The organism is Polynucleobacter sp. HIN8, from assembly GCF_030297615.1.
Lineage (GTDB): Bacteria > Pseudomonadota > Gammaproteobacteria > Burkholderiales > Burkholderiaceae > Polynucleobacter.
On the sequence record NZ_AP028139.1, the window covers coordinates 1059480 to 1083479 of the forward strand.

Sequence of the window (24000 nt, forward strand, 5' to 3'; positions counted from 1 at the left end):
CGAAGTCATGCCAGCCCAACTGATCGACGGTAATCTTCTCTCCAAAAAGCTTCGGGCTGAGATTGCAACTCGTTCAGCTATTCTGACCGCCAAAGGGGTGCGTCCAGGATTGGCAGTCATTGTTGTGGGAGATGACCCTGCGAGCCAAGTGTATGTTCGTAATAAAGTGAAAGCCTGTGAGGATGTGGGATTTCATTCGGTATTAGAGCGCTATCCTGCGGAACTCGACGAGGCTCAACTTCTCGCCCGAATTGCTACCCTCAATGCAGATCCCAGTATTCATGGAATCCTGGTGCAATTACCTTTACCGAAGCATATCGCTGCGGACCGCGTCTTAGAAGCCATTGCTTCTGAGAAAGATGTGGATGGCTTTCATGTCGCCAATGCCGGAGCGCTCATGGTTGGTGCCCCACTCTTTAAACCCTGCACACCCTATGGCTGCATGAAGATGCTTGAGAGCATTGAGTACCCCCTACGCGGCGCTCGTGCCGTTGTCATTGGGGCATCCAATATTGTGGGTAAGCCCATGGCGATGCTTCTGCTTCAAGCGGGTGCCACAGTTACGATTTGCAATAGCAAGACCAAAGATCTCAGCGTTCATACCAAAGAGGCCGATATCCTGGTCGTGGCAACCGGTAAGCCCAAAATGATTACGGGCAATATGATTAAGTCCGGCTCTGTGGTGATCGATGTCGGCATTAATCGCTTGCCCGATGGCAAACTCTGTGGCGATGTCGACTTTGATACAGCCAAGTATGTAGCAGGTTGGATTACTCCTGTTCCAGGTGGCGTGGGCCCCATGACCATCACCATGCTTCTCATGAACACCCTGGAGGCGGTTGAGCGCAGCATGAAGCCAGTGAGTAAGCTTAGCTAATTAGTATTGAGGGGAATACTAGTTTTTTTGCATTCGGGTAAGCTATCCCTATGAATGCTCCAATCAATCCCCCCTCCCTCGATTCCCAAAATCCCCTCTTATCCTTTGGTCGCGGTATTGCCCAATACGATGCCGTGCGCCCAGAGCAGATTGCTCCAGCCATTGACCACTTGCTAGGTGTTTGCGAGACCGCGGTCACTCAGGCGGTAGATGCTAAAACACCAGCAACCTGGCTAGATTTAGTAGAACCCCTTGAAGATGCTACTGAGCAATTAGGGCGGTCGTGGGGTGTGGTATCACACCTCAATGCAGTGGCTGATACCCCAGAACTTCGTGCAGCCTATGGTGCAATGTTACCCAAGGTTACCGCCTTCTTTGCCAGCCTTGGGCAAAACCTAGCCCTTTACCAGCGCTATAAGGAATTAAGAAATAGTTCTGCATTTGAAGCACTCAGCGTTGATCAAAAGAAAGTGATTGAGAACTCCCTGCGCGACTTTCGCTTGGGCGGTGCAGAGCTACCCGATGCTGATAAGCCTCGCTTTGCCCAGATCCAGGATGAACAAGCGATATTGGCTAAAGCGTTTTCAGATCACGTGCTTGATGCCACCGATGCCTTTGTGCATGTGGTGGCCTCGATCGATGATCTAGCTGGACTGCCTGAGGATGTCATTGCGGCAGCGGCTGATACTGCCAAACAAAAAGGCTTGGAGGGTTGGGCGTTTACTCTGCACTTTCCATCCTATTACCCAGTACAGCAATATGCTGAGAATCGCTCACTGCGGCGTCTCTTGTATGAGGCCTATGTAACCCGTGCCTCTGAGTTAGCTGTGCAATACGGTCGTGGTCAACTGGAATGGGATAACACCCAAAACATGATTGATCAATTGCGTCTGCGCGATGAAGAAGCTCGGATGCTGGGCTTTGCAAACTATGCAGCACTCAGCTTAGCTCCCAAGATGGCGCGAGATGTGGCCGAGGTCGATACCTTCTTAAGTGATTTTGCTCAACGAGCCAAACCATTTGCACAAAAGGACTGGCTAGAATTGCAAGAGTTTGGACATCAATCGCTAGGTCTTCAAACAATCGAGCCATGGGATATGGCATTTGTATCCGAGAGGCTCAAGCAAGCTCGGTACGCATTCTCTGAGAATGAACTCAAACAGTACTTTCCTCTGCCAAAGGTTTTGGAAGGATTATTTGAGGTAATCCAAACTCTATTCTCGGTCAGTATTCGCTCTGCATCATTACCAACATGGCATCCCAGCGTTCAGTCATTTGAGATCCAAAATAACCAGCAGCAAACCATTGCTTATTTTTATCTGGATCCTTATGCGCGTCCAGGTAAACGAGGTGGCGCATGGATGGATGATGCGCGCGGTCGTCGTGTGTTCAGTAATGGCGAAGTACAAGCCCCGGTCGCTTACCTAGTTTGTAACTTTGCTGCACCGGTTGAGGTCAATGGCCAGATGAAACCGCCCACCATTACCCATGATGATGTCATTACCCTCTTTCATGAGAGCGGTCATGGTCTTCACCACCTCCTCACGCAAGTTAATGCACTGGGAGTCTCTGGCATCAATGGTGTTGAATGGGATGCTGTTGAATTACCCAGCCAGTTTATGGAGAACTTCTGCTGGGAATGGGAAGTACTGCAAGGCATGACCGCTCATGTTGATACCGGTGAACCATTACCTCGATCCCTGTTTGACAAAATGCTAGAAGCCAAGAACTTCCAAAATGGTTTAACCACCATGCGTCAACTGGTGTTCTCGTTAACCGATTGGCGTTTGCATTCCCGCTTTGATGCCAACTCTGCGCAGGGCCAAGCTGTCTTAGACCTTGCTCGATCGATTAATAACGAATATCACGTGATCCCCCAAGCATCGATCTCGCGCTGGCCCAATACCTTTAGCCATATCTTTGCAGGTGGTTATGCCGCTGGCTATTACAGCTATAAATGGGCTGAGGTTTTATCTGCTGACGTCTATGCAGCATTTGAGGAGGCGGCCAAGGTTAAGGGTACGGTCTTGGATCCAGAGACTGGCATTCGTTATCGCCAAGAGATTTTAGAGGTAGGTGGTAGTCGCCCTGCTGCCGAGTCATTTGCGGCATTTCGGGGTCGTCCTCCACAAATTGATGCGCTATTGCGTCATGGCGGCTTGGTGGCGCAGGCCTAGCTACTGCTTAATCCAAGCCTTTATTTGATCAATGGTTTGCTGCTCAATGTCATGAAAGCCATGATAAGAAAATGCTTGGCACGCATCACCCGTTGAGCTCCCACCTTCCATGGTAATCAAAGGTGTTTTATACCGCTCATGATTAGATTGGGTACTGGCATAGGTGGTCAAATGGCATGGATCATTTTTATGATGAACCATTAGGTGTCTACTCTTGAACTTGCGAGTATCAAAGCGGGCAATTTGGTTCATGGATGCTGTATGAATGATGCAATTGATCTTACCGTCAAACTTTTCTGCCAATCCCATTGTGGAGTAGGTACTCCGACTGGTTCCCACCATACAGATTTTGGCATTTGGGAAGCGTGTCCCTAAATCATTAATTAAGGCACCCATCCTTTCTGGGCTCTCCGTTGAATTAGTTGAGGCTGTTGCAAATTGCGAATCACAAAAGCGGTTCCTAGAACGAATCAGGAAGTTGCCAGCGAAGTCAAATTGCAACTTACCCTCATTATTGATATGCGGATTGAGAGTACCAGCTCCTCCGGGCATTAAGATTAAAACGTACTGGGGTGATTGATTTTGACTAGTTAATATGTATGGAACTGTAAATTCATTTGAATACTTCACATTATCAATAAGCTGATCAGTACAGCTTGCATGTAGATGCAAACTTGTAAAAGACAAAATAGCAAAGACTATTAATCTCATGAGGCTACTGTTCAATAGGCAATCTGTGCGATTACCGGCGCATGATCCGATGGTTGCTCCCAGCCTCGGGGGGTCTTATCGATAGTGCTGGCTATACACTTCTCTTTGAGTTCTTTGCTGAGTAATACGTGATCTATACGAAGGCCCGCATTGCGCCTAAACCCCATCATGCGATAGTCCCACCAGCTATAGGTCTTGGGTGCTTGTTCAAAGAGTCTGAAAGAGTCATGCAGTCCCAATTGAATCAAATTCTGAAACTGCTCTCGCTCTTGGGGTGATACTAGATTTTGCCCTTCCCAGGCTTTGGGGTCATGCACATCCTGATCTTCGGGGGCGATATTAAAGTCTCCCAAGAGTGCTAGACGTGGATAGGTTTTCAGCTCGGTGGCGAGCCATGTTCTGAGAGCATGAAGCCAATTCAGTTTATAAACAAACTTATCACTAGCGGGATCTTGACCATTTGGAAAATAAGCCGAGATTAAGCGCATCGGTGGCATCTCTTTAAAACAAACGGTGGCAGCAAGGATGCGTTGTTGCTCATCGGCAAAGTTGGGGATGTTCTTATTGACTTGTAAGAATGCAGTTTCTGGGTCACATGCTAAAGAGGTCAAGGCACTCTTACGCAAAATGATGGATACCCCGTTATAGGTTTTTTGACCATTACTAATGCTAATGTACCCTGCCGCCTCAAGCTCACGATGGGGATACTTATCATCTGTCAGCTTGAGCTCTTGCAAGCACAGCGCATCAATCGGGTTTTGTGCTTTTTCTTGGCCCTGTAGCCAATCAATCACATGCGGCAAACGTACCTTAATAGAATTAACGTTCCAAGCAGCGATGCGAATACTCGAATTAGTAGACATCACTGGATTGTAAAGGCCAGCGATGTCGCTTTACACCTCGATCTGTAGCTCTTGCAGTTTACGCGTGATCGTATTGCGTCCGATTCCCAAGCGTGTTGCTGCCTCGACCTTGCGACCCCGCGTGACCTCAAGTGCCGCACTTAAGACCGAACGCTCAAACTTCGATAATAGAGAATCAAATACCTCGTCCTGGTTCTCTTGTAGCATCTTCACCGCCAAACGATGCAAGGTGTTTTCCCAATCACCGCCCCGCTGACCAATACTTGCTTCTAGACTCGGGGTTGAAGTGGCTACCGATGAACTTGCACTTGCAGCGGGTGGATTAGCCGATAGCAGCAAATCCTCTGGCAGATCATGAACCCCAACGATGGTTGAGGGTGACATCACGGTCATCCAATGGCACAGGTTCTCGAGTTGGCGCACGTTTCCTGGAAATGCCATTTGGCTAATCGCTTTAATGGCATCATCCGATAGACGCTTCGCTTCGACCCCCAAGGATTTTGCGCTGGAGATCATAAAGTGACGCGCTAATGCTGGTATATCCTCCGAGCGCTCGCGTAATGCTGGCAAACGGATCCGAATCACATTCAAACGATGCAATAGGTCTTCCCGGAATAATCCTTGTGCCACCCGTGCCTCTAGATTTTGATGCGTTGCTGCAATGATGCGCACGTTAGCCCGAATTGGATCATGACCGCCCACTCGGTAGTAGTGACCATCGGATAACACCCTTAAGAGCCGGGTTTGCAAATCAAATGGCATATCACCAATCTCATCTAAAAAGAGCGTGCCACCTTCGGCTTGCTCAAAGCGTCCTCGACGCAGGGCTTGCGCACCCGTAAACGCGCCCCGCTCATGACCAAACAACTCCGACTCAAGAAGGTCTTTCGGAATAGCGGCAGTGTTCAAAGCAATGAAGGGCCCCTTGGCTCGCGGGCTGTGTTTATGTAATGCATGCGCTACCAACTCTTTACCCGTTCCAGACTCACCCGTAATTAGGACCGTGACCTGAGACTGCGATAAGCGTCCAATAGCACGAAAGACCTCTTGCATAGCCGGCGCTTGACCAATAATCTCTGGAGCCTCTTGAAGCCAGGCATTGGATTCTTTATTGGAACCAGGTGAGCGCTTGCCCTCGCCCACTGCGCGATGGATCAACTCCACGGCCTTATCGATATCAAAGGGCTTGGTGAGGTACTCAAACGCACCACTCTGAAACGATGAAACCGCTGACTCTAAATCAGAATAGGCGGTCATGATAATGACGGGTAAGTCTGGATGACTGGCTTTGACATGCTGCAACAGATCAATCCCATTACCACGTGGCATACGAATATCGGAGATCAATACCTCAGGCGATTCTTTTTCCAGGGCATTGAGTACATCATTGGGATTACTGAAGCTGCGATGCGGAATTTTCTCGCGACTTAAGGCCTTTTCGAGAACCCAACGAATGGATTGATCGTCATCAACGATCCAGATTGGTTTGTTCATGCCGCTATCTCCTGCTTCCGATAAGGAATCTGTATATGAAAATCGGTATAGCCTGGACGACTCTCGCAGGCAATAAAGCCCTGATGCTGCTGTACAAAAGTTTGCGCAAGGGTTAAACCAAGACCACTACCACCCTCGCGTCCCGAGACCAAGGGAAAAAAGATCCGCTCCCGAATCTCATCGGGGATACCAGGGCCGTTATCAATCACATGCAGATCCAAAGCCAATCGATGGCGTTGCTTTGCAATCGTGACTGAGCGTGCTACCCGGGTACGCAGTTCAATTTGAGCAGTACCTCGCCGAATCTCATCGGACAAGGCTTGGGCAGCATTGTGAACAATGTTTAGAACCGCTTGAATCAATTGCTCTTGATCACCCAAAATATCCGGCAAGCTGGTGTCATAGTTCCGAATAATCTTTAAGCCCTGGGGAAACTCTGCTAACACCAGACTGCGAATGCGTTCCAAGACCTCATGAATATTCAGTGGCTCCATCGCATGCGCTTTACGATGTGGCGCAAGTAAGCGATCAACCAGTGTTTGCAGGCGATCGGATTCTTTAATAATGACCTGGGTGTACTCACGCAGGCCCTTCTCAGGTAACTCAAACTCGAGCAGTTGCGCCGCCCCCCGAATACCACCTAGGGGATTTTTAATCTCATGCGCTAAATTACGCATGAGTTGTTTGTTCGCTTCCACCTGATGCGAGACGCGTTCATCGCGCTCGCTACGCAGTTGTTGGTCAATCGGAAACCACTCCATCATCATGAGGGTTGGGTCTTCCAACATCGCAATCACGACATGCACCGCAAGAGGCTCACGATAGATTTTTCCGGGAACCGAGTACAGCACCAACTCTTGGCGCTGAGCTGCAGCACGACCGGCAAAGACCTCATCGATCATGTGATTTAGGGATTGGTTCTCACCAAAGAGGTCATACAAGGTTAAGCCTTGTAAGCTCTTTCGAGATAAATCGAGCGATGCTTCGGCAGCGGCATTGGCGTAGACTAAGTCTTTGGTAGCCCCCACAAAAACCAATACCGAGTTTGGCATCTGGTCGAGCATGCTAGAAACAAACGGGGCAGCCACTGGCGCACCAGCAACCGCCCCTTCAATGAATGGATTACGCAACATGGCGCGCGCAACCAATCAAATACTTACAGCGAGTAATACATATCAAACTCGATCGGATGCGTGGTCATTCTGAAGCGGGTTACCTCTTCCATCTTCAGATCAATATACGCATCGAGCATCGAATTTGTGAACACGCCACCGCGGGTCAAGAACTCACGATCCTTGTCCAAGCACTCCAAGGCTTGATCCAAGCTATGGCATACGGTTGGGATCTTTGCATCCTCTTCCGGTGGCAGATCATAGAGGTTCTTATCAGCAGCCTCACCCGGATGAATCTTGTTCTGCACGCCATCTAAGCCCGCCATCAACAAGGCCGAGAATGCCAAGTATGGATTCGCTAATGGATCAGGGAAGCGGGTCTCAATACGACGACCTTTGGGATTGGCAACATATGGAATACGAATCGATGCCGAGCGGTTGCGTGCTGAGTAGGCCAACTTCACGGGTGCCTCAAAGCCTGGCACTAAACGCTTATACGAGTTTGTACCTGGGTTGGTAATAGCATTGAGTGCGCGCGCATGTTTGATGATGCCGCCGATGTAATACAAGGCAAATTCCGATAATCCTGAGTAGCCATTACCTGCAAAAAGGTTCTCACCGTTTTTCCAGACTGACTGATGCACGTGCATGCCTGAGCCGTTATCACCAACGACTGGTTTTGGCATAAAGGTTGCGGTCTTGCCATAGGCATGCGCCACGTTCTGTACCACATACTTTTGCCAAATGGTCCAATCCGCGCGTTGCACGAGTGTGCTGAACTTAGTACCCAACTCATTTTGACCTTGACCAGCAACTTCATGATGATGCACTTCCACTGGAATACCCAAGGACTCCAGAATCAAGCACATCTCCGAGCGCATGTCTTGGAAGGTGTCAACGGGTGCGACGGGGAAGTAACCACCCTTCTTACCGGGACGATGGCCGGTGTTACCGCCTTCAATCTCTAATCCAGATGACCATGGTGCTTCTTCGGAATGAATCTTCACCGAGCAACCCTGCATGTCAACATTCCACTGCACACCATCAAATACGAAGAACTCAGGCTCTGGACCAAAGTAAGCCGCATCACCCAAACCAGAGCTCTTTAAATACGCTTCGGCGCGCTTCGCAATCGAGCGCGGATCGCGGTCATAGCCCTTACCATCGGATGGCTCAATCACATCGCAGGTAAGAACCAAGGTTGGCTCTTCATAGAATGGATCGACATAGGCTGCGGTTGGATCAGGCATCAACAACATGTCAGACGCCTCAATCCCTTTCCATCCAGCAATCGATGAACCATCGAACGCATGACCACTCTCAAATTTATCTTCGTTGAATGCTGAAATCGGAACTGATACGTGTTGCTCTTTTCCCTTGGTATCCACAAAGCGGAAATCCACAAATGTACATTCCTTTTCTTTGACTAATTTCATTACGTCTGCGACAGTTTTGGTCATGCAACTCTCCTCGATGAATAGATAAAGCGTTTTTCAACAACATGGCGCTAACCATGCCAATTCCGATTTAATACATGGATTGAACTGTACTCGTGCGCAATTGCACGAAATCACCATTTTGCACTATTTTGGTGAATAAATAATGATTTAGTCGATTTTTGCACAATAAAAGTGCAATAAAGATGATTTATTGGTGAATAAAGACCTCAAAGCCAAGATCAGCAGTGCCTAATTTGAGCTTTTCAAGGGCCATTGGGACGATATCCGCATCACCCTTCACGCCTAACTCGATATGGCGCTTGGCAAACACCCCACCCCGGATCGGATCGCCGACCGAGGGCAAGCTAAATACTTTGATGCCTTCAAACTCAGACTCAACCGATTCCATGAGTGGCGTTAAGGTGGATTCAATTCCACTAGGCACAATAAAACTCTGCTCAAGCCAATTGGTTTGATGAAAAAGCTCACGGTAGTGCTCATCCAAACACCAGGCCATCATCGGCGCAGCCATCACCGGAAATCCCGGGAAAAAATGATGCTCATGAATCCGAAACCCCGGAATCTGGTTGTAGGGATTAGGAATGATCTCGCTACCCACTGGAAACTCACCCATCTTGAAGCGATGCTGGTTCTCTGGACGATTGAGATCGGCTTTGATGGGATCACCCTCGGCACTGGCAATAATGCGCGCGGTGATTAACGCTTTAGCTTGCGGATGCAAATTAAGATCAACACCCAAAGCACGAGCAGTCGCCTGTCGTGTATGGTCATCGGGTGTTGCACCGATACCGCCAGTACTAAAGACCACATCACCGCTCGCAAACGTCTCTTTGAGGGTTTGCGTAATTTGATTGGGATCATCGGCCACATAACGAGCCCATGACAAGTGCAAGCCCCGCTCGCTCAATAACTCAATCATCTTGCTTAAGTGTTTATCACTGCGGCGACCTGACAAAATCTCATCACCAATGACGATTAATCCAAAGCGACGCTGCTCCTCCCTAGCCATCGATCACTCCTGGGTTGGATGGATTAGTAATCAGAGTTGCCGAGGTATCAATCGTGTTCATGTGTTCTTTCTGACGCAATTGCTTGAGTGCATGCAATAAGAAATGACTAAACCAAAGAGCGGAGAAGATAAAAATCAGTGAGTAGATCCACAGCGCTACAAAGGATACAAATGGAAATAGGACTAAGGCCAATACCGAGGTGGCCCAAAAGAAAGTTGGGACTGCACCAATCATGCCGGCGACCACACCCATCCCTAAAAGAGTCCAGCGATGCTCTTCAAGTAATTGGTTGCGCTCATCAGGGGTTGCGTGATCTAGCAAAACATCGTAGGCCATGAGGCGCATGGTTAACCAGCCCCACAAGAGTGGCGGCAAAATTGCAAAGAGTGGTGGGATCCACCATACCGGCAAAGTCAGCATCACTAAGGCCAAGCAAATGAGTGCGGACCACAGGGTGTAAAAGAAGCTACCAACAAAGCTGCCGCCTTTAATTCGCATGATTCCTTCGTAGGCTTTTTGTTTCGCGACCGAATCAACCACAGCAGGAACGGTTGAGAATGCAATAAAGACCAAGAGGCTAATGGCAATAATTGGTATTAATAGGATCACTAAGAACAAGGGTGCGATCCAAGCGCGTGCCTCATCAAAGCCAACGTACTCAAGGCCCGATTGAATCCAACTCGTGAAGATCGATGCGGTTAAAAAGGTGCGTAGCATCTCTAGTGCAGGCGACCAGATCAGCCAAATCACTACGCCCCAAAAGATCGACACAATTAGAAATGGACGAAAGCTCAGCCACAGCATTTTTGGGTGCATGGTACCAACCAATGCCAAACCCAAGGAACGAATTAAATCAGACAATCATGCTCCTTTATCCACTTAGCTGACCGATTTAGATTTGGTCTCTGTTGACCGAGGCAGAGCCAATAAATGCCGCAGGGAATGCGTGAGGCCCTGCCATTGCTGCACTAGAAGATTATTCGATACCTCGAGATTACGAACGCCTGTTGGAAAAACACGCTTCTCAAACACGGCTGTACCAAATGCCAGATCCCACCAAGGAAACAACACACCAAAATTACAACCACCTAATACTCCGGGCTTACCTGGCGCATCATGGCCATAGCCTACTGCGTGGTGATAGCGATGAAATAAAGGAGATACCAATAGATACTTTGCAGGGCCAAGATCAATCTTCAGATTGGCATGCTGCCAGCTCTGCACCAACTGCCCAACCACCACCAGAAAAATAAATTGTCCAGGCGGTACGCCAAAGATCAAAGCAAAGAAAGCAAAAACCATTGCCCGCATCACATCATCAACGATGTGATTACGATCATCCGACCAAGCGGTCATCCGCGTTTGGCTATGGTGCAAAGCATGCAACTGCCACCACCAATGAAAGCGATGCGACGCGCGGTGATACCAGTAGTCAATGAAATCCAGTATCACTAAATAGATCAGAAAACTAACAATGGGGATGGTAGTTACACCCGGGATCCAGCCTTCAACGTTAAAGCGCTCAAAGCGCCAATCGTGCAGGACACCAGAGAGGTAGAAAAATAAACTGGAGAACAGAATAAAGAACACACCATGGAATAAACCTAGGCGATGGATCATCGTATAGAGCATGTCCGTACGCACATACGATCTTGCATCGATTTGGGTCTCCGCTGGATTGATCCGCTCCCAGGTCCTAAACACAATCGCAATGATCAAAATCTGAATCAGACCCAACATGAACCATTCGGTGCCATCAAACAAATCTTCAGCCCATGCCATCGCTCCGGCATGGAACAACAGGGGTTCGACCATCTGCGTATACAACCAAGTGTGCAAATCCGCGTAGGTGTCTTGAATCGATTGAATCAGGCTCATGCCTCTATTATCGTCAATTCGGGATCAAGGCGAAGCAGAAGCCGCGTTTTTTCCAGTTCTCAATGAGGGGCTCGAGTACCGCGGGGGCCCACGGATCCTCGCGGGACCAAATACCTAAATGGGCAATGGCAATATCGCCATTCTTAAGACCTCGACTAGCCTGCTCTAGTAACTTTGCATTCGGAAAACGCTTTGAGTCCAACTCATCGCCCAAGAAGCCGCTCGGGGACCAACCGATATGGCGATAACCACACCGCTCACCCATGGCAATTAGTCGAGGGGAGGTCTTGCCACCTGGTGCACGCCAGATGGGATCAATTGGCTTACCCGTTAGCTCTTGAAAACGCGTGCTTACTTTGGATATCTCGGTGCACAGTTGAGCTTGATCAAAACGTATCGCTTTGCCGGCGTTCTTACCAAACTGAGGTCTTAAGAGCACATCACCCTCACCAGCATCTTGAACCCAATAGCTGTGATCGTAAGTATGACTACCAAAACGATGGCCCTCTTGAAGCCTTGCTTGCCAATACCCCTTCCATGAATCATCTAATGAATAACCGCCCTGTTTGGTTTTCTCATTCGCTAAAAAGAAGGTGGCTTTGATGTTCTGCTGCTTGAGCACCTGAGCAATGTACTCAGCAACCGCCATATTGCCGGTATCAAAGGTGAGGTACGCGATATTTTTGCAAGTATTGGTTTGAGCCAATCCAAGTTGGCTCCAGAGGATGCATGCGCCGATCAATCCATACCGAATCATTCGCATGCGAGACTCGCTATTCCCACTTAGCCCGGGGATAGAAAAAGACGCCGTGTGGAGAACGCCCTACCGGAATCACATCAATCAGTTTCATCGAGGGTACATCAATGACACCCACTCGTTTTGAGAACCGCAAGGTGACCCATAAAGTTTTACCGTCGGGCGTTAACTCCATATCGTCAGGCCCTGCTGGAAGTCCTGTGATGTCACCGATCTTCTCAAGCGTTTGCATATTCAATAGGCTAATCGAGTTCGCTACACGATTGGTGACAAACACATGCTTCTTATCACCCATCGGTCGAAAGTTATGCGCTCCGTTGCCCGTTTTGATTCGTTTGATCTCTTTTTGATTGCGCCAATCAATCACCTGCACATAATCAGCCCCAGTAATGCCAACCAATAAATACTGATCATTAGGGGTCATCCACAACCCAGCAGGCACAGGTCCAGTGCGCATGCGCCAAACGATCACTTGTTTATCCAGATCAATCGCCACCACTTCGGCAGAATCTTGCAATGTCACAAATGCCAGTTTGCTATCGGCTGTAAACGCAATATGACTCGGGGTCTTCGCAGCAGGAATGGATTTGGCTAACTTAAAGTCAGCGCCATTCGCTGCGTACACATCCACACGATCCAAGCGATTGGCTGCTGCCACAAACCATTTATTGTTTGGTGAATACCCAATTTGGTAGGGATCAATAATTTTGGGAATCCGCCCTGTAATCTCACCGGTCAATGGGTTGAGTAAGGCGATGTCATCGCCCACCGCATTGGCAACGAGAAGGGTTTTCTCATCCGGAGTCATCATTAAATGATGCGGCTCCTTGCCAACATAAAAGGTTTTAGTAACCTTACGCGTTTGCATGTCGATGAGACTTACCGTTGCTTCGCCAGAGTTCAGAACAACTGCGAGCTTAGGTTCGGCGGGTGCAGCAAACGCTGCTGAAATCCCCAGCAATGAGGCTAATAGAGTAAATACGAGTCGTTGAATGAATTGCATAGCGTGATTGTAAGGCCGAGCCTTGCAGGCATAGGTCTAATAACACTAGGCCTATTAACGCAAACTGGCCAAGACCTTCTCAAGGCGTTTGACCGACATTGGCATGGGGGTCTTGAGCTCTTGAGCAAATAAGGCAACCCGTAACTCTTCGAGTTGCCATCGGAACTCGCGTAAGCGCGTATTGTGCTCATCATTCATCCCAAGCATGCCTTTACTCTCTTGCACCATCCGCTGCCACGGTCTCGCAACCGATTCCCAATCGCGCTGGTTTTGGGCATCCCGGCTGGCATTGCTACGAAGTTTATCAATCCGAAGTGCAATTGCCTTGAGGTAACGTGGTAGATGCACCAAGTGCTCATAAGGAACCTGTTTAACAAACTGCGCATGAATCAATCCTTGCAGTTGCGAACGCATATCGTCATACGCACTACTCGATAGGGCCTTGGCTGCAATTAACTTCTGATGCAGTTCAGCATACTCTTGCAAACTGGCTAAGACATGTTTAGCGATCTCACCTGCAATCAGCATGAGTCGCGGTTTACCCTGTTTTAGCGTTTCCTCAAACTGCATTTTGTTGGTGGGCTCTTGGTTCTGTAGCATGGCACGTTCAATGGCCATCATTCCAATATGCTCAATCAACTCTTCAACCGACCCCAATTGAATAAAGAGTAAGCCGATTTCACGGGCATGGGGTAATTGTTTATGCAAAGCCTTCGTATGCTCTTTTAGAACCACGCTGTATAAGCGACATAAACCTTGTCGATGAACCCGTTTGGCTTCTGCTGGGTCATCAAATACTTCCAGCTCGACCGCTGTTTTGTGATCCACCAATGCCGGATAACCCTGAATCGTTTGGTTCCCACGGGTCATGGTGACGGTTTGTGGTAACTCACCAAAATCCCAAGCCTGATAACTGCCCTTCTGAATGGGCGATGCTTCTGCTTGATCGGTTTGTACAGTTTTTAAATTGGTATCAGCAAGACTTTGGAAAGCCTCTCGCGCCATTCCACCGTATTCGCTGCGCAAGCGATTTAAATTACGTTCTAACTCAAGTTGCCGGCCATGTTCATCAATTAAACGAAAGTTCATGTGGCAATGCGCTGGCAAGGCCTCAGGCCGAAAGTCAGATCGCTTAATTTCAATGGGATTTTGATTGCGGACAAAACGCATGAGGCAATCGGTGAGATCGCCCTTTCCGAAGGAGTTGCCATCTAGCCGTTCTTGAACAAACTGTTTGGCACTTTCTGGCAAAGGGATGCAATGGCGGCGGATCTTTTGCGGTAAGGATTTAAGAAGGAGTTGCACTTTCTCAACACAAAGGCCTGGTACGAGCCACTCTGCCTGAATGGCATCGACTTGATTGAGAACGGTGATTGGCACAATTAAGGTGATGCCATCCTTGGGGCTGCCTGGTTCAAAGTGGTAACTGGTTTGCAGGCTTACGCCATTCATCACAATTGTCTTGGGGTAACGGTCTGCACTAATGCCCGCTGCTTCATGGCGCATCAGGTCTGATTTCTGAAGTCGCAGACTCTGATCCTTTTGTTCCAAATTGGCACGATCTTCCTCAAGCCACGCTTGAAGACCGCTGCGACTATAGACCGTCTCTGGAATTCGTTCGCGATAGAACGTGCACAGTAGCTCATCATCGACCAATACATCAGGGCGGCGTGATCGATGTTCCAGTGCCTCAATCTCTCGGATCAGTTGACGGTTGTGCCAAAAGAAGGCAAATAATTTACCGTAGCGGCGTTTTGCTTCGGCTTGGGTCTCGCGCTCCAAAGCTGGTGTGTCGACCTTACCAAACATCTCACCATCGACTAACGCTTTCTGAATAAATAACTGATGCGCTTCACTTGCATCATGCGGGGCATAGGCTACCCGTCGACCGTGGTAAACCGGTAAACCATACAGCGTGGCGCGTTCAAACGCTAAGACCTCGCCGCGTTCTTTATCCCAAAACGGATCACTGAGCGACTTCACTAAGCGGTGTTTAGCAACCCGCTCAATCCACTGTGGTTCGATCTTAGCCAGGGTTCTGGCATACAAGCGGGTGGTCTCTTGAATCTCACCAGCCACAAACCACGCCCCCACCTTTTTACCCAGACTCGATCCTGGCCAAATAAAGAGACGAATCCCCCGGGCTCCAAGATAATCACCTGCTTTATTGCCACGTTGATCGCTTGCGTCTTCATCGCGCTTGCCAATATAGCCAAGCAGACCGGTGAGGAGTGCTGTATGAATTTGTTCATAGGTTGCTGGTGTTTGATTTTCTTTCCAGCCCTTCTCCGCCAGTAAGATATGCAATTGCCCATGCACATCGCGCCACTCACGAAGTCGCCTTGGTGAGAGAAAAAGACTGCGGCACTGATTCTCAAGCTGTCGATTACTTTGTTTATGTTTAAGAGCCTCTTGATACCAGTTCCACAACTTCACGAATGACAAAAACTCAGAGCGCTCATCCGCAAATTGCAAGTGAGCTTGATCGGCCGCACTGGCAAACTCCATGGGTCGATCACGTGGATCTTGGCAGGCTATGGCAGAAGCAATAATGGTGAGTTCTTTGAGTGCCTGCTGCTCACGCGCGGCCAATAGGATGCGCCCAATGCGAGGATCTAAGGGTAGCTCGGCTAGTGCCTTCCCTATTGCACTCAGTTGAACCCGATGTTGCCCTTGTAAATCGGGCTTGGTGGTGCTCTCAATCGCACCCAACTCCTCTAAAAGCTGCATGCCGTCGACAATTGCACGACCCAAGGGTTTATCAATAAAGGGAAATTGTGCGATGTTCGGTAGGCGCAAAGCAGCCATGCGCAGGATCACAGCAGCAAGTGAGCTGCGCAAGATCTCTGGATCGGTATATGCAGGACGTCCTTGATAATCCGCCTCACTGTAGAGACGAATACAAATACCGTCGGCTACACGGCCACATCGGCCAGCCCGCTGGTTAGCCGCCGCTTGAGAAATCGGCTCCACTTGGAGTTGCTCAACCTTGTTGCGATACGAGTAACGTTTGACCCGCGCCAATCCTGAATCAATCACATACCGAATGTTCGGCACGGTCAACGAGGTCTCAGCCACATTCGTTGCCAACACAATGCGGCGAGCACTTCCTGTCTGGAATACCCGCTCTTGCTCACTCACGGCTTGCCGTGCAAACAAACTCAAGATCTCCGGATGAAAACGCTGTTGCAACAATGGGTCTTTGCGCAATGCCTCAGCGCACTCCCGAATCTCCCGCTCGCCCGGTAAGAACACTAAGACATCGCCAGCCCCAGCAGCACCCTCTCGCCACACCTCACCAATTGCTTTGCAAACCGCCTCAGGAATTTCTAGTGCTTCTTTCTGACCATCAACTTGCAATGGCGCATAACGTTGCTCCACGGGGAAGAGTCGACCACTCACCTCAATCACTGGAGCAGCTTGACCATGGCTTGCAAAATGATTGGCAAAGCGTTGCGCATCGATTGTTGCTGAGGTAATGATGAGCTTAAGATCGGGTCGCTTAGCGATCAGCTGTTTGAGATACCCCAGTAAGAAATCAATATTCAGGCTGCGCTCATGGGCCTCATCAATGATGATAGTGTCGTATTTTTTGAGAAGTGGGTCAGCCTGGGTCTCGGCCAACAAAATCCCATCGGTCATCAATTTGATCGACGCTTGGTTACTGGTGTGATCAGCAAAACGGACTTGATAACCCACATCCTCGCCGATGGGAGTGCCCAGCTCTTGCGCAATTCGTTTAGCGGTACTTGTGGCGGCAATACGACGAGGCTGCGTATGGCCAATGAGTCCACCTTGGTTGATTTTGCCGCGACCCAAGGCTAAACAAATTTTGGGGAGCTGGGTCGTTTTACCCGAACCCGTTTCCCCACAAACAATGATCACAGGGCTTGCTAGCAAGGCTTTGGCGATCACTTCACGCTGGGAAGAGACTGGCAAACTCTCGGGGAATGCGATGGGCTTACCCCGCAACGCATGCCAAACGATTGCGCTTGACTCGCTCATACCAAACCCTTGACCTTGGTATTTAGGAATGGCTGTCTATCATTTATTTGGTATCTAAGCGCTTGCACCCTATAATTTTCGCATTATGTCTGCGCTTCCATCCTCATCCCACTCCAATCACTTTCCCTTTGTTGGCTGGCTACGCGAGGTAGCGCCCTATATCCACGCCTTCCGCGAGAAGACCTTTGTGATCGCCTTTGCGGGTGAGCTCGCCCAAGACTTTGATCAACTGGAGAACCTTATTGAGGATATTGCCATGTTGCACGCCATGGGCATGCGCATTGTCCTAGTTCATGGCATTCGCCCCCAAATTGATGAGCAGCTCTCCTTGCGCAAAATTAAGAGTAAGTTTGGTAAGGGCCATATGAGCAGTTACCGAATTACCGATTCTGCGGCTCTGGAGTGTGTAAAAGAAGCGGCTGGAGAACTGCGTCTTGATATTGAAGCCGCATTCAGTCGGGGCCTGCCCAATACCCCCATGGCGGGCTCACGCATCTCCGTGATCTCGGGTAACTTTATTACGGCGATGCCGATTGGTGTAGTTGATGGCATCGACTACCTTCTCACCGGACTCGTTCGCAAGGTGGACTCGGAGTCCATTCGAATGTCGCTCAATAGCGGCAAACTTGTTCTCCTCTCACCACTCGGGTTCTCACCGACCGGTCAGGCATTTAACTTGTCGTTTGAAGATGTGGCTGCCGCAACTGCTGCAGCACTGAAGGCCGATAAGCTGATGTTCTTAACCCCATTCCCAGGCTTGCAGGATGAGGAAGGCCATCTGGTTACTGAACTCTCGATTGCTCAGTTGCAGGACTACTTGCAGCTTTACCCCGACCTACCTAGCAATATGCGTAACTTCTTAAACACAGCCATGCGTGCAGTGCGCTCGGGTGTGAGCCGTGCGCACTTCTTACCTTGCGATCGGGATGGTGTTTTACTCGAAGAGTTGTTCACGCACGATGGCGTAGGCATGATGCTGGCCGCCTCCGACATTGAGAATCTCCGTGAGGCAACGCAAGACGATGTGGGTGGTATTTTGCAACTCACGCTGCCGCTCGAGGCCGAGGGTATTTTGGCTGCGCGTGGGCAAGAAGTACTCGAGCGTGATATCGCTCGGTTCTCGGTCATCGAGCACGATAAGGTCTTATTTGGTTGTGCAGCCCTCTTTCCGTTTCCCAATGGTGTCGGTGAACTGGCATGCCTAGTGGTTGATCCCAACTCCCAAGGCTCGGGCGATGGCGAACGGCTATTAAAGCGTGTTGAAGCCCGCGCCAAGCAAGAAGGCATTAATACCTTATTTGTTTTAACAACCCGGACTGAGCATTGGTTCCTCAAGCGCGGTTTTGTACGCGCCACTGTTGACGATCTCCCAGAAGAGCGCAAGCAGATCTACAACTGGGATCGTAAATCCATGGTGCTTACCAAAAGGATTTAATCCCCTTATTCTGGGATGCCATACCGACCTGGCCATGACTGCCTATAATCATGGCAATTAGTTCAATCGAGGTTGATATGGCACGAATGGTTCAATGCATTAAGCTCAATAAAGAAGCCGAGGGTTTAGATTTTGCTCCCCTGCCTGGCGATTTGGGTAAAAAGATCTGGAATCAGGTTTCCAAAGAGGCGTGGGCGGATTGGCTCAAGCACCAAACCATGCTCATTAATGAGAACCGCCTCAATATGGCCGACCCGCGAGCTCGCCAATACCTTCTCAAGCAAGTCGAGAAATATTTCTTTGAAGGTGGTGCCGATATGGCAAGTGGCTATGTGCCACCATCGCAGTAATTGCGTTTAGCTAAAACGTAGAGTTTCTACGGTTTCCTTTTTACCCAAAAGCAATACGTCCGCTTTGCGTTTGGCAAAGAGTCCGACGCTAATCACACCTGGGATCTGATTAATCGCTTCCTCAAGAGCGATCGGATCTTGAATCGATAAACCATGGATATCCAAGATCCAAGCCTTGTTATCAGTGAGGTAGGGTTGACCTTCGGCTTTACCGGATTTAATGAGTCTTAATTGAGCTTGCCCACCCAATAGTGCAAGCGCCTTAGTAACCGCCGTTTGTGCCAAAGGAATAATCTCCACTGGGAGAGGAAAGTGTCCCAGTTGCTGCACCAGTTTGCTCTCATCGCAAATGCAGATAAAGTCTTGGGCCATGCTCGCAATGATCTTCTCGCGGGTTAATGCACCACCGCCACCTTTGATCATATGACCATGAGGGTTAATCTCGTCGGCACCGTCCACATAGATTGGCATGGGGTGGGATTGCTTTGCAATGGCATCGGGCAATTGATTGGCGTCCACCACATGAAAGCCTAATTTGAGCAAACGCTCTGTGCTGGCAAGCGAACTTGAGATTACTCCCGCAAAATGATCGCGGTGCGGTGCAAGTAGATCAATAAACCAATTTGCGGTTGAGCCGGTCCCAATCCCTAAATACTGCCCTTTGGGCATCTTTTGGATTACGTACTCTTTAGCTGCCTGGGCAACGCGTTTTTTGAGATCGTCTTGGCTCATGAAAGCAATGATACAGAAGGATATTCGCTATCATATGCCTTTACTCTATGGATACACTGGCTCAACTCAAACGCTTTACCACGGTGGTTGCCGATACTGGCGACTTTGAGCGAATGCGTGCTTTTGCTCCCCAGGATGCAACAACAAACCCTTCACTCATTCTTAAGGCGGTATTGCAACCCGCTTACCAAGCTTTAGTTTCAGCGGTACAGCGTGACAATCCGAAAGCCTCCCCTACTCAATTAATTGATCGGATCTTAGTGGCGTTTGGGGCGGAGATCCTGCGCATTGTGCCGGGTCGGGTCTCCACCGAAGTTGATGCGCGTCTGTCATTTGATACCGCTACCACCATTGCGAAGGCCAAAGAGATCATGGCGCTGTACGGGGCACTTGGTATTGCCCGCGAGCGGGTCTTAATCAAACTTGCCAGCACTTGGGAAAGTATTGTGGCGGCTCGTGAGCTCGAGCAAGAAGGCATTCATTGCAATATGACCTTGCTTTTTTCTATGGTGCAAGCCGTTGCCTGTGCAGATGCCAAGGCCCGATTGATTTCACCATTTGTAGGACGCATTAGCGATTGGTATAAGAAGTCCTTGGGTGATCAATGGTCTCTCGAGCAATACGGGGGCGCCAATGACCCTGGGGTGCAATCGGTGCGCAGCATCTATACCTATTACAAACACTTTGAGATTGAAACCGAGATCATGGGGGCGAGTTTTCGTAATACCAGCCAGATCTTAGAACTGGCAGGTTGCGATCTACTCACCATTAGCCCTGAACTTTTGGCTGAGTTGCAGTCCAGCCATGAACCAGTCAGTCCTAAATTGCGAGTGGCAGATGCTAAATCGGCCGGTGTTGAGCGACTGAACTTGGATCAGGCAAGTTTTGGGAAGCTATTAGCAGAGAACACCATGGCTTCCGAGAAACTCCAAGAAGGCATTCACGCTTTTTGTACTGATATCGAGAAGCTTGAAGCCTTATTAATTCGCTGATCACTTCTTCAGTGATTTAGCGTGTGCTCGTTGACGACGTACCTCATAGAGGGTCACACCCGTGGCTACCGAGACGTTTAAGCTCTCGACTGCCCCTTGCATCGGAATATGCACCAACTGGTCACAGGTCTCACGGGTTAAACGCCGCATACCCTCACCTTCCGCACCCATCACAATCGCAGTGGGTCCTTTGAGGTCAACGTCGTAGATCGACTCATCGGCCTCATCATCAGTACCAATCAACCAAACTCCAAGCTCTTGCATCTCACGCATCGTTCTCGCAAGATTGGTCACCGTAATGATTGGGATCACCTCGGCAGCGCCACTGGCAACTTTACTCACGGTGGCATTGATGCTGGCCGAGCGATCTTTTGGCACGATCACGCCATGCACCCCGGCACCATCGGCTGCACGTAAGCAAGCGCCGAAGTTATGCGGATCAGTAATGCCATCAAGCACTAAGAGTAAGGGTGGATCACTTTTGACATCCAAACTGTCCAACAGTTCTGGCAAGGTTCTCGCTACAGAAATACCCTCAGCCATCGCCACAATCCCCTGATGGCGATCATGCCCCGCTAAGTTATGTAAGCGTTCCGCATTGGCTGAATAAAGTCGCTTTCCCAAAATGGGCTCGGCTTGCTTGATGAAGTCAGCCATGCGTCGATCGCGCCTAGCAGGATCATAGTAAACCGACTGAATGCTCTGGGGGTCGACCCGTAAGCGTGTCTGCACCGCATGAAATCCCAACAACAGTTGCTTCATTTGCGTTTGCCCTTATGGCTCTTGCGACCGGTACCCTGACCCATCGATGGCTGCCGCGCGGTCTTAGCGGATTTTGTCTTTGATTTCTTACTCGCGGTCGTAGCCTCGCGCTTAGGCGCTTTCTCAGCAGGACGGGTCTTCTTGTGTGCTGCTTTTTTACTGGGGCGCCCTGAATCATTTGCCAACACAGTTGATTTAAAGCGCATTCCATCGCGTTCGTGATTGGTATTCGCTTTGACGAGACTAAACTCGATCTTACGAGCATCAAGATCAACTCGGCTGACCAAGACGTGTAAGCGATCACCAATTCGATACCGTATTCCGGTGCGTTCACCCCGTAACTCCTGACGAGCCTCATCGTATTGGTAATAATCACCGCCCAACTCAGTGACGTGCACCATGCCCTCTACAAATAAACTCTCGAGTTGCACAAAGAGACCAAAATTAGCAACGCCCGTGATCGTGCCTGCGTATTCTTGACCTAAGTGGTCGCGCATGTAATAGCACTTGAGCCATGCCTCCACATCGCGTGATGCCTCATCGGCACGGCGTTCATTGGCAGAGCAATGCACCCCAAACTGAGCCCAGACGGCAAGCGCTGCGCCTTCTTTCGATCCTTTGGTATTGCCTGCTCGTTTGGCTCTGGCCTTCGCATCCTGCTGTGTCTGCTTCACAGCTGCAGCATTGGCCCGACCCTGTCCCTTACGAGGCATGGTGAGGTTCATCGGCACATCCTCTGGCAAGTGCGGATGATAGGCTTTCTTACTCAAGATCGCTTTAATGGAGCGATGCACCAAGAGGTCGGGGTAACGTCGGATGGGGCTCGTAAAGTGGGCGTATGCTGGGTAGGACAAACCAAAGTGGCCTTCATTCTCGGCCTGGTAAATCGCTTGTTGCATCGATCGCAGAATCAGCATCTGTAAGGTACTGGCATCGGGCCGACCTTTGATCTCTTTCATGAGCTTTGCAAAATCTTTGGGGTGTGGCTTCTCGTTTCCAGTGAGATGTAAGCCAGTGGTTCTTAAAACCTGTTTGAGGGTCTGTACTTTCTCGACCGAGGGCTCACCATGCACCCGAAAGAGGCTGAGATGGTGATGCTTTTGTAAGAAATTAGCAGCGCAGACGTTTGCGGTCAGCATGCATTCTTCAATTAAGCGATGGGCGTCATTACGTAACCTCGGCTCAATGCGCAAGATTTTGCCTAGCTCATTACTGATGATCTGGGTCTCAACGGTCTCGAAATCAATTGCCCCGCGTTTCTCACGGGCTGCAAATAATATTTTGTAGAGCTGGTAGAGGTGATTGAGTTGTTCATTGAACTGCGCAAAGCGCACTGCCTCGGGTCCACGGGTATTACTCAAGATCTCCCAAACGGTATCGTAGGTAAAGCGTTGCGCAGAATGCATTACCCCTTGGTAAAACTGATACGCCAGAATCTCCCCGCGTTGATCCACCACCGCATCGCAGACCATGCATAGACGATCCACTTCGGGATTGAGGGAGCAAAGGCCATTGGAGATTTTCTCCGGCAGCATCGGGATCACTCTGCGAGGGAAATACACCGAGGTGGCCCGCAGCAGCGCATCTTTATCGAGTGGATGACCAGGCTTCACATAATGTGCCACATCAGCAATTGCCACGATTAAACGCCAGGCTTTGATCTGACCATACTGCACGGGCTCGCAATACACCGCATCATCGAAGTCTCTAGCATCGGCACCATCGATCGTAATCAGTGGAATATCGCGCAGATCAACTCGGCCTTTGAGATCCTCTTGCGTTACTTCATTTGGTAATGCTTCAGCCTCTTTTAAGGCGGCTGGTGAGAACGTATGCGGCACACCATACTTACGAACCGCGATCTCGATCTCCATGCCAGGGTCATCGATCTCACCTAAAACCTCAACCACGCGACCCACCGCTTGTCGATAACTATCGGGGTAATCAATGATCTCGACACTCACCACCTGACCTAGTTTGGCCATGCCTTGGCCACGTGGTGGGATCAAAATGTCGTGACCAATGCGTTTGTCTTCAGGTGCCACAATCAGTACGCCGTTCTCATTAAGAAGACGTCCAATGACCAAGCGATTGGCATGCACCAGAACTTCCACAATCTGACCCTCGGGGCGTCCGCGGCGATCCGTACCCAATACTCGAATCGAGACCCGATCACCATGCATGACCCGAGCCATCTCGCGCTCGGTCAAAAAGATGTCTTCACCACCATCGTCTGGAACCACAAAGCCAAAGCCATCGCGGTGACCTTGTACCGTACCCATGCGATCGCTATCGCGGGTGATGGGTTGATCCGACTTACGCATGAACGGCTTTCGCAATTGAGGTCATGAGAGTGATTTGACCACAATGTGAAGGCAGCAA

The 24000-nt window shown here is 49.7% G+C and carries 19 protein-coding genes; 5 read left to right on the forward strand and 14 right to left on the reverse strand.

Annotated features, from left to right (window positions below; genetic code table 11):
• Nucleotides 1-7: 7 nt before the first annotated feature.
• On the forward strand, nucleotides 8-877 hold the full coding sequence (gene folD / locus QUE65_RS05640) for a bifunctional methylenetetrahydrofolate dehydrogenase/methenyltetrahydrofolate cyclohydrolase FolD (RefSeq protein ID WP_215368547.1): 870 nt from the start codon (nucleotides 8-10) through the stop codon (nucleotides 875-877).
• Between the two features lie 50 nt (nucleotides 878-927).
• Nucleotides 928-3054, forward strand: coding sequence for a M3 family metallopeptidase (locus tag QUE65_RS05645; protein ID WP_286279961.1), 2127 nt, complete (start codon nucleotides 928-930; stop codon nucleotides 3052-3054).
• Here the strand turns inward: QUE65_RS05645 and QUE65_RS05650 are convergent, their stop codons facing one another.
• The 11 genes from QUE65_RS05650 to hrpA all read right to left on the reverse strand — a co-directional run bounded on the left by QUE65_RS05650 (nucleotide 3055) and on the right by hrpA (nucleotide 17347).
• Entirely contained in the window at nucleotides 3055-3765 is a 711-nt protein-coding gene (locus QUE65_RS05650; RefSeq protein WP_286279962.1) for a hypothetical protein, read from the reverse strand. It lies immediately after the preceding gene.
• 11 nt (nucleotides 3766-3776) lie between these two features.
• Nucleotides 3777-4628 (reverse strand): exodeoxyribonuclease III, encoded by an 852-nt coding sequence (xth, locus tag QUE65_RS05655; protein ID WP_286279963.1) that lies wholly within the window; start codon nucleotides 4626-4628, stop codon nucleotides 3777-3779.
• Nucleotides 4629-4658: 30 nt separating this feature from the next.
• Nucleotides 4659-6122, reverse strand: coding sequence for a nitrogen regulation protein NR(I) (gene ntrC, locus QUE65_RS05660; RefSeq protein ID WP_286279964.1), 1464 nt, complete (start codon nucleotides 6120-6122; stop codon nucleotides 4659-4661).
• Nucleotides 6119-7255 (reverse strand): nitrogen regulation protein NR(II), encoded by a 1137-nt coding sequence (gene glnL, locus QUE65_RS05665; RefSeq protein ID WP_286279966.1) that lies wholly within the window; start codon nucleotides 7253-7255, stop codon nucleotides 6119-6121. Before glnL ends, ntrC begins: the two co-directional genes overlap by 4 nt.
• Before the next feature lie 23 nt (nucleotides 7256-7278).
• The gene (gene glnA / locus QUE65_RS05670; protein WP_215368559.1) at nucleotides 7279-8694 is read right to left on the reverse strand and encodes a type I glutamate--ammonia ligase; all 1416 of its coding nucleotides are present in this window, start codon (nucleotides 8692-8694) and stop codon (nucleotides 7279-7281) included.
• 187 nt (nucleotides 8695-8881) lie between these two features.
• Nucleotides 8882-9703 (reverse strand): competence/damage-inducible protein A, encoded by an 822-nt coding sequence (locus QUE65_RS05675; RefSeq protein ID WP_286279969.1) that lies wholly within the window; start codon nucleotides 9701-9703, stop codon nucleotides 8882-8884.
• A complete protein-coding gene (locus tag QUE65_RS05680) occupies nucleotides 9696-10565 on the reverse strand; it encodes an EI24 domain-containing protein (RefSeq protein WP_286279971.1) in 870 nt (289 codons plus the stop codon). Before QUE65_RS05680 ends, QUE65_RS05675 begins: the two co-directional genes overlap by 8 nt.
• Nucleotides 10566-10583: 18 nt before the next feature.
• Entirely contained in the window at nucleotides 10584-11582 is a 999-nt protein-coding gene (locus tag QUE65_RS05685) for a sterol desaturase family protein (RefSeq protein WP_286279972.1), read from the reverse strand.
• 13 nt (nucleotides 11583-11595) lie between these two features.
• Nucleotides 11596-12345: a polysaccharide deacetylase family protein gene (locus QUE65_RS05690; protein WP_286279974.1), complete on the reverse strand. Its 750-nt coding sequence runs from the start codon at nucleotides 12343-12345 to the stop codon at nucleotides 11596-11598.
• Nucleotides 12346-12355: 10 nt separating this feature from the next.
• The gene (locus tag QUE65_RS05695) at nucleotides 12356-13342 is read right to left on the reverse strand and encodes a YVTN family beta-propeller repeat protein (protein WP_286279976.1); all 987 of its coding nucleotides are present in this window, start codon (nucleotides 13340-13342) and stop codon (nucleotides 12356-12358) included.
• Between the two features lie 54 nt (nucleotides 13343-13396).
• The gene (gene hrpA, locus QUE65_RS05700; protein WP_286279978.1) at nucleotides 13397-17347 is read right to left on the reverse strand and encodes an ATP-dependent RNA helicase HrpA; all 3951 of its coding nucleotides are present in this window, start codon (nucleotides 17345-17347) and stop codon (nucleotides 13397-13399) included.
• 85 nt (nucleotides 17348-17432) lie between these two features.
• Here hrpA and argA point away from each other — a divergent pair, with 85 nt between their 5' ends.
• Complete coding sequence (gene argA / locus QUE65_RS05705) at nucleotides 17433-18782, forward strand: amino-acid N-acetyltransferase (protein WP_286279980.1); 1350 nt, start codon at nucleotides 17433-17435, stop codon at nucleotides 18780-18782.
• Between the two features lie 77 nt (nucleotides 18783-18859).
• Nucleotides 18860-19132, forward strand: coding sequence for an oxidative damage protection protein (locus tag QUE65_RS05710; protein ID WP_108508503.1), 273 nt, complete (start codon nucleotides 18860-18862; stop codon nucleotides 19130-19132).
• 6 nt (nucleotides 19133-19138) lie between these two features.
• Here QUE65_RS05710 and rpiA read toward each other — a convergent pair whose 3' ends face one another.
• Nucleotides 19139-19864 (reverse strand): ribose-5-phosphate isomerase RpiA, encoded by a 726-nt coding sequence (gene rpiA, locus QUE65_RS05715; RefSeq protein WP_286279983.1) that lies wholly within the window; start codon nucleotides 19862-19864, stop codon nucleotides 19139-19141.
• Nucleotides 19865-19911: 47 nt separating this feature from the next.
• On the opposite strand from rpiA, the gene tal reads away from it, so the two are divergent.
• Nucleotides 19912-20856, forward strand: coding sequence for a transaldolase (gene tal / locus QUE65_RS05720; protein WP_286279984.1), 945 nt, complete (start codon nucleotides 19912-19914; stop codon nucleotides 20854-20856).
• Here the strand turns inward: tal and rlmB are convergent, their stop codons facing one another.
• Together rlmB and rnr are read right to left on the reverse strand one after the other, a co-directional pair.
• On the reverse strand, nucleotides 20857-21618 hold the full coding sequence (rlmB, locus tag QUE65_RS05725) for a 23S rRNA (guanosine(2251)-2'-O)-methyltransferase RlmB (protein WP_286279985.1): 762 nt from the start codon (nucleotides 21616-21618) through the stop codon (nucleotides 20857-20859).
• Nucleotides 21615-23942: a ribonuclease R gene (rnr, locus tag QUE65_RS05730; RefSeq protein WP_286279987.1), complete on the reverse strand. Its 2328-nt coding sequence runs from the start codon at nucleotides 23940-23942 to the stop codon at nucleotides 21615-21617. Before rnr ends, rlmB begins: the two co-directional genes overlap by 4 nt.
• Nucleotides 23943-24000 lie beyond the last annotated feature (58 nt).